This is a genomic window from Planctomycetia bacterium (genome assembly GCA_034440135.1).
GTDB lineage: Bacteria > Planctomycetota > Planctomycetia > Pirellulales > JALHLM01 > JALHLM01.
Genome location: JAWXBP010000175.1, coordinates 1 through 8,950, shown reverse-complemented (window position 1 = coordinate 8,950; position 8,950 = coordinate 1). Strand labels below are relative to the sequence as shown.

Here is an 8,950-nt window from a genome sequence, read left to right as displayed (position 1 = left end):
TCTTGTGCTCAACGCCTGACGGCATCAAAGGATTCTTCACGGAGGTTTGCGCGCTGTAGGCGCCGGCGGCGTTGGTGTGCTCAACGCCTGACGGCATCAAAGGATTCTTCACAGCGCCTTCCCTAAGTTATGGAGCATGAAGTGGTTAAGTGGCGTGTTTTCATGCACCTCATGTGTCTCGGTGTGATTCGACGCAAAACAAGACTTGCGGCGCCAGCAGTCAGAAGTAATAGTAGTTAAAACTGCGGCGAATTGGGCATTCGAGTTGAAATCATGCATCGCAATCTGCTCTAAAACTCTGGAACGTGCTGCCACGAAAGAACTTCGGTGAAACACACTATCGCACACTTCTGCCAGTGGGCGGTGCTTGATTTTGTCTCACACGATTCTGAAGTTCGGTGGGCTGGTGGCCCAGGACGATTGATCACCCGTGGAATGAAGCGGCACTCGCTCCGCGCAACCGCCGCAAATCGGCATGACCAGTAGATCGTCATTGCTCTTCATAATCTCAGCAAGTTCCCAGCACAGCTTTTCGAGCGCAACACGATCAAGCCGGCAGCGGAAGACGCTGTGCTGCATCCGCTCACCGTAGCCTTCCAGCTTTTTGGCCACCTTTCGCAATCGCTTTGCGTCGCGAATGTCGTACGTAATCAAGTGCCACGACTTCTCGGCCATAGTGCTACCTCATCCGCATGCGAGCGTAAAGTCCCGGGGCGCCGGTCCATTCCTTTTCCAATAGCCTTGCTTCCAATTCGACGATTCTAGCGTAACTCATCGACTGCCTCGTAAACGGGTGACGATATACCTCATTGAGACGGTCTTCAAACAATGCGATTGCCTTCTTTCGTCCATCGCCAGACAGCCATACCTGACGTCCAGCGACAGTGAAGTCGTCAGCCGCGCTCCATTGGTTACGATTCACGCTGCCGACTACAGGCATATCCACGAGCGGCACGCGAAACAGTTCGACCAAGTCGAGCACGAGTGGAGGCGCCGAAGAACGTGGTTGATGAAAGAACCCCAGCGAGGGTTCTAATCCGACTCCCCGCAACGTACGATGCACTAGCGCAAACAACATCCCATAGCCGAAACTCAGCAGTGCGTTGAATCGATCTTCGGGTGGATGCTTGGAACGTCCGTTCGGAATGAGCAGTGAATTGACCCGTGAACTTAGTAATTGTGGCAACGCGGCGAAATATGCCTTTGCAGCGACTCCTTCCAAACCACGAAGCGAGTCCGCGCTGCCAATTTGGTCCAGTTTGGGCATCACATCGCGGATGCGATTGATCGGCTCCTGCACGGCATGGCGAATCGCTTTGTTTCCACGAGACGCCCGCAATAGATATCGCAGTTGTGATTCGATTTTTGCGTGAATCGTTCGCTGCGACAGGTTGAGCCGCACGTCGTCGTCCGTTAGCGCGCGGTATTGCCGAATCCGCTGTTGAACTCGCCCCGGAGATGCCGATACACCCGCGACAAATCGTCCCCCAAAGGTGAGCCAATCGATGGCCACGCCTCGATACGCACACAAATGGAGCGCTTGCGTTGTGAGTTGGCCATAGCCATGGATGAGAATCGAGTCCACCTGTTCGATGGCGATTTTCTGCCGCCCATCCTCCGACTCGATCAGTAGCGACTCTCCGCTGCGTCCGATTCGGGCTTTGGCGGAGACAACGTGAACTGTGTGGCGCTCGCGGTTTGAGGGAAATAGTCGCGGCGGTTCGATCAAAGTGTTGTCTGGCTCCGCAAGCCGCTCCTCCTCTGGCAGGCAGACAACCGCCAGCGAACACTTCGGGCACAGCCGCTCGTTTTCTGTCACCGGGGGGCGCTCCGCGGAATCGCGCAGCACGCGAGCGCGAGTAATTGCACTCCGTAAGTCCTGTCGGGCGGCTTCGTCGATGTCCAGCAAGATCGTGACATTGTCGGCGTGGTAGCGAACGCGGGCCTGACCCACCGGATCGCCAAGCTGTTCTTCCACCAAGACGGCATAGGCAACTGCCTGGATGCGATCACTGGGCCAGGCGAGCGGTTCGCCCTCGTCGCCGCGACGACAGCGGCCCTTCTTATGTTCGTAGGCGACCCAGGCGCCATCGCGTTTTCGGACCGCGTCGACTTTGCCGACTAGCCCCCAAGCGTTGCTACTGACCTCATAGGAACGCAGCTCGGGTGTTTCGTCGTTGAGCGGAACCCGTTCGAGGTGCAGTCGACGACCGGCGTACACATTGGCGTCGGCGACGCGGATCTCTTCAACTTCTTCGAGATAGAATAGCCGCTCACAATAGAGCAGCGCGTGAAGCGCCATCACGCGGAGCGGCGGCTCGTGGCCAGCATCGGCTGGGAGTATCATGTTTTGAACCTATGGAGGAAAAACGAACTCCCTCCCTGGCATGATCTCCGTGTGCCCCTCTACCTAGACTATTTAGCCGGCACCGGCTTTGCAATAGAAGGTCCAACGGAGATTCAAGAATTAGCCAGAATCCTGGGCATCAAATCTAGGGCAGGGGACTCCAGGATGGGTGCATCGACTAAGTTACCGGTTACGTAGCGGGTTTCGGTCGACCCGACGTGATCGACCCAAACTGGAAGAGTCAGCCGTCCGCGCTCGGCCAGGAGAAAGGCCCGGCCGGAGTGGTCATCGAGCCGCGATTTTACTGCTTCGAGGCGAGATACTTCATCGACCAAGTGTGTGCTTTCTCCCAGTGACAGACCACCGAAGCGTGAAATGGAATCTGGGTCCGTCAAAGCTGTACCCACGCGAGATTCAAGGCCGGCACCAGTTTCCTCGCGCGAATCCAGCCAGATCACCAATTGGACCCCGGTAAGCAGTTGTTGATAATCTGGTCGGCTATTGCCGGCCGAACCGAGGGGTGTCTTTTTGACCCGCCAAATGGTCCGAAGAACAACGCTCATCTCCGGCTCGTTGAGCAACACGGGAGCAATTCGAACCCCCATATGGCGACGGCGGTCGGTCTCGCCGACGAGCGACAGTAAGAAGCCATAACAAGTCGCTGGCGGCGGCAGTGGATCGGTTTCAAGGTATTCCCGGGCCAGCCCTTTGCGAAAGCACGCAACGGGCACGGTGACGTAGACGCCGAGCATAACTCACCCCTTGTCCTTCAGTTTGGCCTTAATCTGCTCGATAGCTTGGGCACACGCGGCTTTCACGCCGTGGGCCTTTACGCCAACTTCGGTGAATTGCCTGGCGAGGGGAGACTCAAGATCGCTAACGCCTAGGACTAATTCTTCCTTGACGACATCCCCTGCATGCAGCCGTTTGAGCAGAGCGTCGGCCGTCACGGTCTTGCCGTCGTCATCTGTTGAAAAGCAATAGAGCAATCGCGGCGCCGGGTCAGCCGTTACGCGGAAGATGACGGCTTCAGGTGAGAAGTCGAAGAAAAATCGGCCGTGATTCCCTGCAACCGTACCGAGGTTGCACAGAGCTTCAATGGCTTTCGCTGCCCTCGACTTATCGCGTAGCCGCTCCGGCGTGAGTGCGATGCCATATTGGTAGCGCGTCGCGTGAACCTCGGTGCCGTACGGCACGGGATTCTTGCTCTTGTTTTCACCCTTTGAAGCGGATGGAGTGGCACCGGGCGAAGCTGCGTTGAAAGTGACGTCGCCGGTCCATGGGGTGAGAGACACAGCTCGTGTGATTTCAAGAACAGCCCGCCGGACATTGGCGGAACCCGCTTCCCCTTCTTCCTTGGCGGCGTCCGCTCTCATGAATCCGAGCAGGTCGTCGTCAATGAAGGTTTTGCCCGTTTGGTTGGCCCATCCCTTGAATTCGTGGTCCTCCCACGCGTTTGTCCTTTTAGTTTCGTCCCAGGAGCGGTTGGTCGCTTCGGCCGCACTTAGCAATCGACGGAATGCGAATCGAATTGCTTCTGCAGAGACGGTGCTATGAGTCTCGCCCATCCAGAGCAGCTTTTGGAGCGTGGTAACATTGCCTTCCGTTTCAGCACGGTTGTTGGCGGCCGTGCCAAACGGCGTAACAAGATTTGCAAACACGTGAAGACTCATCAGGGAGCTACTCCTTCGTTTAAATGGGCGCGGATTCGGGATTGCTGACGTCGTCATCGCTACGTCCGCCGTAACTGGCCAGCGCCAACAGTGCAAGGTCACGGGTGTGCTGCCAACGGTCGGCATGGAACATCGGCAGAATCTTCCGCCAAGCTTGTTGCAAAGGCTTGTTCGAACCGCCGCGACTGAAAAGGTCGCACAGTGCCGTGCGGGCTTGTGCGACAGTCTTCGCGCCCGTGAACGCCAAACGGAGGCGCTCTCGCTCATTATTGAACTTATTGCGCATACCGGCCGGATTCGACTTGTAGTTGTCGGCAATTTGTCCAAAACGCTGTCGAATAGCTTCGTGGACAGCTTGCACAACAAGGGCTTCGCCTTCGTCATTCCAGACCCGTGCATCTGTGACCATGTCGTGCAATCCTTCTCGTTCGAAAGTCAGTTGATTTCGATACGGCTTGTTTGTAGCTGGATTAGTGGCAGTCATCAAACGAGTAAAACCGGTATACCACCGCCGCCCGTTCGCTAGATTGTCGGCGATACGTGGTCGGACCACACTATCGGTCCGAAATGATTTGCGGCGCTCAAGTGTGACTTTCGCCTTTCCCCGTCCTGTTGTCTCCTGCAGAGTTTGGGTAGCAACTCGTGGGGGAAGATGGGCTAAGGCCAGCTCATAGAGGTCGAGGTCACGACTTCGCAATACCGGTACGTACAGTGACTCGACCCGCGACTTTTGCTGTGACGCCCACGGTGTCGGGCGGAACGTAACGGCATGAAAGGCAGTTAGTCCAAGGTGGGCAGCTTTCAGCCGAATCTGAAGCTGCAATCCGGCATCCGCGGCGCCTGCAGCTAGGCACTGTCGACTGCTGGTCGGCGTCATGAGCGGACGCGCGGCAGAAAAAGTGGCAAGATCTTCGACTTCGGGAATCAACAACACTCCAACGCCACGGTTGACCGGGATCGTAATGCACCCGATCAGCGCGAAGTAAAGCGGTACGAGGCGTTCCACTCGTTCGTCAATCTTCGTTGGCGACGAGAAGGCGTTGTGGCGGACGACGGCGCCGGGATTCAACGGCCCTTCGATTCCCACGGTCGTCGCCGAAAGGCAGCCGGTCTTCTTGTCGACACAATCCATCCAGCCGTTCTGATGCTTGTAGCCGAAGCACGTTCGGTATTCAACAACTACGCCAGGCACTCCATCCCTTTCAGGCTCGTGGGCAGCCATAATCAGTTCCTTGGCAAGCGTTCGCGTCTTACCGTGCTGAAGAAATGTCAGGGTAAGGCCAAGTTGCAGGTCGGCTCGCACTGCTAAGTTTGGTGGCAGTTCATACTGGCCAGGAAGCCAGATGAGGCCGCCATGTACACCGAAGCTCAACGCGAACAGCCGTCTTAGGTATTCGCCCGCTGCGTCTGGCTGGCAGAATCGGAGCGTAAGCTGTTCGGCTTCAATTTCCCATGGCGCTGCGCCATCGTCCCACGGCCCGCCGGGCACATCATCGTCGGCCAAGGCCCCTTGCAAGTAAGCGCGTTCGATGTGCTTGAGCGTACACGCTAATCCACCGAGACCAGCTCGATGGAGCGCCGTCATCCCCGGGGCGAATAATGGCATCGTCAGGTGGTTCGGGGCGATCGGTTTCATCGGCGACTTGGCGCTCGACTTATTCACTTTCGCCATGATGCACCTCGCAGCGGGTCATAGTCGATCACTTCGGCTGGTGCGATTGGAATCCCTTGGATCGATGGCCACTCGCGCCAGCTCAAGCATTTTGGCGGCGGGGGCATCGGTAGAGCAACTTCTGCAAGTTTCTGGACTCCCGACCGAACCGCCTGCGCGTCTTTCTGGAGAATAACCGTGATTCCCGGCGATGCTTCTCGTAGTTCGAGTACCATCGTCATCGGCCCACCATCGAGCCATGCGCTGGCCACGAAGCCCGGTTTTTTCCCGACATCATGCTGTTCCCAAGCCTGGGCCAAGTCCCTTTGCGACCGTGGACCGTCGGCGAGTGATGCGAGCCACTGTCGTGCAGATTGTAACTCCACCGGTGAATACGGCAAATGATTGTCGCCAACGTCGATGACAATGAACGGCCGAGTCTTGTCACCATGGTCCGCCTTGCGGTTCAATCGTCCAAGCCGTTGAATGATCGCCGGTACGGGGGCCAGTTCCGTCACAAGTAGGGTCACGCCCTCCAAGTCCAGGCTCATTTCACAGACTTGCGTTGTGCAGGCAACGATCGGCGCAGCTTGCGCCGCTTTGAAAGCCTTGACTACAACCTGATGCCGCTGCACTCGGTCAATGTAGCGAAACCGTGAGTGATAAATGGCCGGATTCAAATCGGCGATCGAATCGGCGGCCGCCATCGCGCGACTGACCGTGTTGCATACCCACAGCACCTTGCCGCCCGCGGCGATCTCGTCCTGCACGCGCGATGCAACAGCCACCGGCGTCGCTTCCTGGTGGTAGCGAACCAGCGTTTCCAATTCCTCCGGCCCGCAGATTTCGGCCATGGGTGCCCGCTTTGCCCTCGTCAGGCAGTCCCGAAGTGCCGTGAGACGGGCATTTGGTAGGCTGGCGGTCATGAGCAGTACCGGAACCCCGGGCAGGTTTTGTAAGAAACGGAGCAACGCGCCGAACAGCTTGTCGTCGTAGGCGTGAATCTCGTCGAACACGAATGCAGCACCTGCCAGTGCCGGCCACGCATACAACCCGCGGCGGATGTTTTGTACGAGTCCGAGGACCGTGTCGACTGTACAACTCACAACCGGAGTGGACCACGCTTCGAGTGAATCAATGCGTGCGTTGGCATCGGCCTCGACCAATTTGTCATCGCCCCAGACAATCAAGGTCATGTCGATCTCGGCGCGACCGTGAAACAGGCGGTAGTTTAAGTCGGCATCCGGATTGTATAGGTAGTCGCGGAACCCTTCCGTTGCAGTGCCCGTGGTGGGGTAACAGAAGTAGAGTCGTTTCGCCGGGTGATTGGTGGCCGCCCAGTGGTACGCGGCTAATGTTTTACCGGACCCGCAACCAGCCTTGGCGAAGGTCACGGACGCACGCGCCTTGGAAACATCCGTCTGAAACGCTCTCAGAGAACCTCCGTTGAGTCGCCTGCTCACGATCGAAACGAGTTCTCCAGGCTGAGGTGTATTGGCGAACGCATCGGGAATCCACGAAGCCCGATGTGTTTCATCCGTCACTTGCCGCGGCACGGTTGAGCCGGCGACATCCGCGGCGATGACTGTGGCTTTGACAGCGGCAACCAATCGTTTGTCATGCTCAGAGAATTGCTCCCACAACTGGCGTGTTTCCACGTACCACTTTTGAATTTGGCGAAAAACAGAGTCGGGGCCGACCAAAGGAAGCACCCACGGCTGGTGAAACTCTGGGATACTCGCGACTGAGAATCGACGCTTCAGTACCTGCAAACACTCGCGGAATTCGGAGTGAGTGGTCAAAACAGCCAGTCGGTCGCCTTCACCCTGCGGATTTGTTGCCCGCGGGGGCGACTCACGGCCATAGGCCGGGTGATGACCGCCAATAGCCCATTGAACGATGCCGAAATCCGTCTCGTTTCCACCTGCCGCGGGCCAAATCCAATTTCTCAGGTTCTCTCGCAGTAACAAGACCGAGACCCACTCGTGACGGAGCCCCTGCGGTTTTTTTTGAACGTCTCGTTTCCCGCAGATCATATCTTGAAAATGGTCGTTAGCCTTACCGAGATCATGCATCGCCGCGGCCAACAAGACACACCGTCGAAATCGCTCGCGATACTTGTGTAAATCCAATCCCAGGGCCAGCAATTGATCATCACCGGTCGCGTCGACCACTTGGGTGGCAGCGTCGTAGACGTCAGCAAGGTGCTGATGAAGTCGCATCGAGGCATGCTCGGCTTCGCCGTGCCTCCGACTTTTGGCCCACAAATGTTTGGGGTCACAGTTCACGTTGCTGGTTCGCCAACCCCCATAAACACCCCACATCCCATGTGCCTTTTGCCTCCAAGCCCGCTCGCTTGAAGGTCGAGAGACGCTGATGGGGTAAGACCTTCGACAAGAAGCTCGTAACCGACAATTTCTCGCTGCTTTAAGCGAAGTGTGCGGCGCTTGCCGACGTTGAGGACGGCGTTCGCTCCAATCCCTAAATCATCCATCTGCTTTCGAGTAGCAGCGATGAACACCGCATTCGTGAGGTCTGCAGCTCCAGCGTGTGCAATTTTAATGACAACAAGTCGACTACGCAGCGCCGTCGATGGCGCCAGCGCACGCACTTCGGGAACTCCCACCCGCACTGCAGCGTCGTTAATTCGTATTGATTTGCCGGCCAACCTCAATAGTGTCGCGATTCGGTCTGCCGGCGCACGAATCGTGAGAGCGCTCCACGGCATCAGCGCTAGTCTTCGATCCCCAATCTGGCGACCGCAAATCGGATGGATCGCAACGCCAATCTCCTGATGTAGCTCCGGTAAGAAGCGGGACACACCGGAATATAGTGCATAGCCGTGGTCAGCGGGAATGGAACCGGCCGTCTGCAATCGGAAAGCAAGGTCGACATACATGGTGTTCCCTCCGACGGACTAAAACGCGACCTGGTTGGGCGAATGCCAGGGTTTGGAGTATATCAGTGCCGCCATGTGATATGAACTAGTAAGTGCCATGGCGCAAAGCGATGGCCGCTCCTCTACGGACGGTCCTGGGAAGGTTACTGTTCAAGTCGGGGCGCCGGGTTCGCGCGCTGTGCTGTCACGTCCCGGCAGATTGTACTGCCCATTTCCCCGGTAATGATCCGTCAGCGATGTTGATCATCCTGTTGATGGTTATAATAGCCGTCGTCATGTCCGTTTGTAAACGGCGCTTGAATTGTGCAGCGCTTGGCGGTTGAAAAGTGTGGCGCTCGGGGGTGAACGGGGTTTAGTTTAGGGACGCTGGAGGGGGAATG

7 protein-coding genes are annotated in these 8,950 nt (G+C 57.2%); all 7 read right to left on the bottom strand.

Going from position 1 to position 8,950, the window contains the following annotated elements:
• Nucleotides 1-378: 378 nt before the first annotated feature.
• Entirely contained in the window at nucleotides 379-675 is a 297-nt protein-coding gene (gene cas2 / locus SGJ19_10135) for a CRISPR-associated endonuclease Cas2 (GenBank protein MDZ4780599.1), read from the bottom strand.
• A gap of 4 nt (nucleotides 676-679) precedes the next feature.
• Entirely contained in the window at nucleotides 680-2,347 is a 1,668-nt protein-coding gene (gene cas1 / locus SGJ19_10130) for a type I-MYXAN CRISPR-associated endonuclease Cas1 (protein MDZ4780598.1), read from the bottom strand.
• 113 nt (nucleotides 2,348-2,460) lie between these two features.
• Complete coding sequence (cas5, locus tag SGJ19_10125; protein MDZ4780597.1) at nucleotides 2,461-3,099, bottom strand: type I-MYXAN CRISPR-associated protein Cas5/Cmx5/DevS; 639 nt, start codon at nucleotides 3,097-3,099, stop codon at nucleotides 2,461-2,463.
• Between the two features lie 3 nt (nucleotides 3,100-3,102).
• Nucleotides 3,103-4,020, bottom strand: coding sequence for a type I-B CRISPR-associated protein Cas7/Cst2/DevR (gene cas7i / locus SGJ19_10120; protein MDZ4780596.1), 918 nt, complete (start codon nucleotides 4,018-4,020; stop codon nucleotides 3,103-3,105).
• A 19-nt stretch (nucleotides 4,021-4,039) separates the two neighbouring features.
• Nucleotides 4,040-5,656, bottom strand: coding sequence for a type I-MYXAN CRISPR-associated Cas8a1/Cmx1 (gene cas8a1 / locus SGJ19_10115; protein MDZ4780595.1), 1,617 nt, complete (start codon nucleotides 5,654-5,656; stop codon nucleotides 4,040-4,042).
• A gap of 23 nt (nucleotides 5,657-5,679) precedes the next feature.
• Nucleotides 5,680-7,995, bottom strand: a complete 2,316-nt coding sequence (cas3, locus tag SGJ19_10110; GenBank protein MDZ4780594.1) for a CRISPR-associated helicase Cas3' — start codon at nucleotides 7,993-7,995, stop codon at nucleotides 5,680-5,682.
• The gene (gene cas6, locus SGJ19_10105) at nucleotides 7,956-8,570 is read right to left on the bottom strand and encodes a type I-MYXAN CRISPR-associated protein Cas6/Cmx6 (protein ID MDZ4780593.1); all 615 of its coding nucleotides are present in this window, start codon (nucleotides 8,568-8,570) and stop codon (nucleotides 7,956-7,958) included. The genes cas3 and cas6 overlap by 40 nt, the downstream gene beginning before the upstream one ends.
• Between the last annotated feature and the right edge of the window lie 380 nt (nucleotides 8,571-8,950).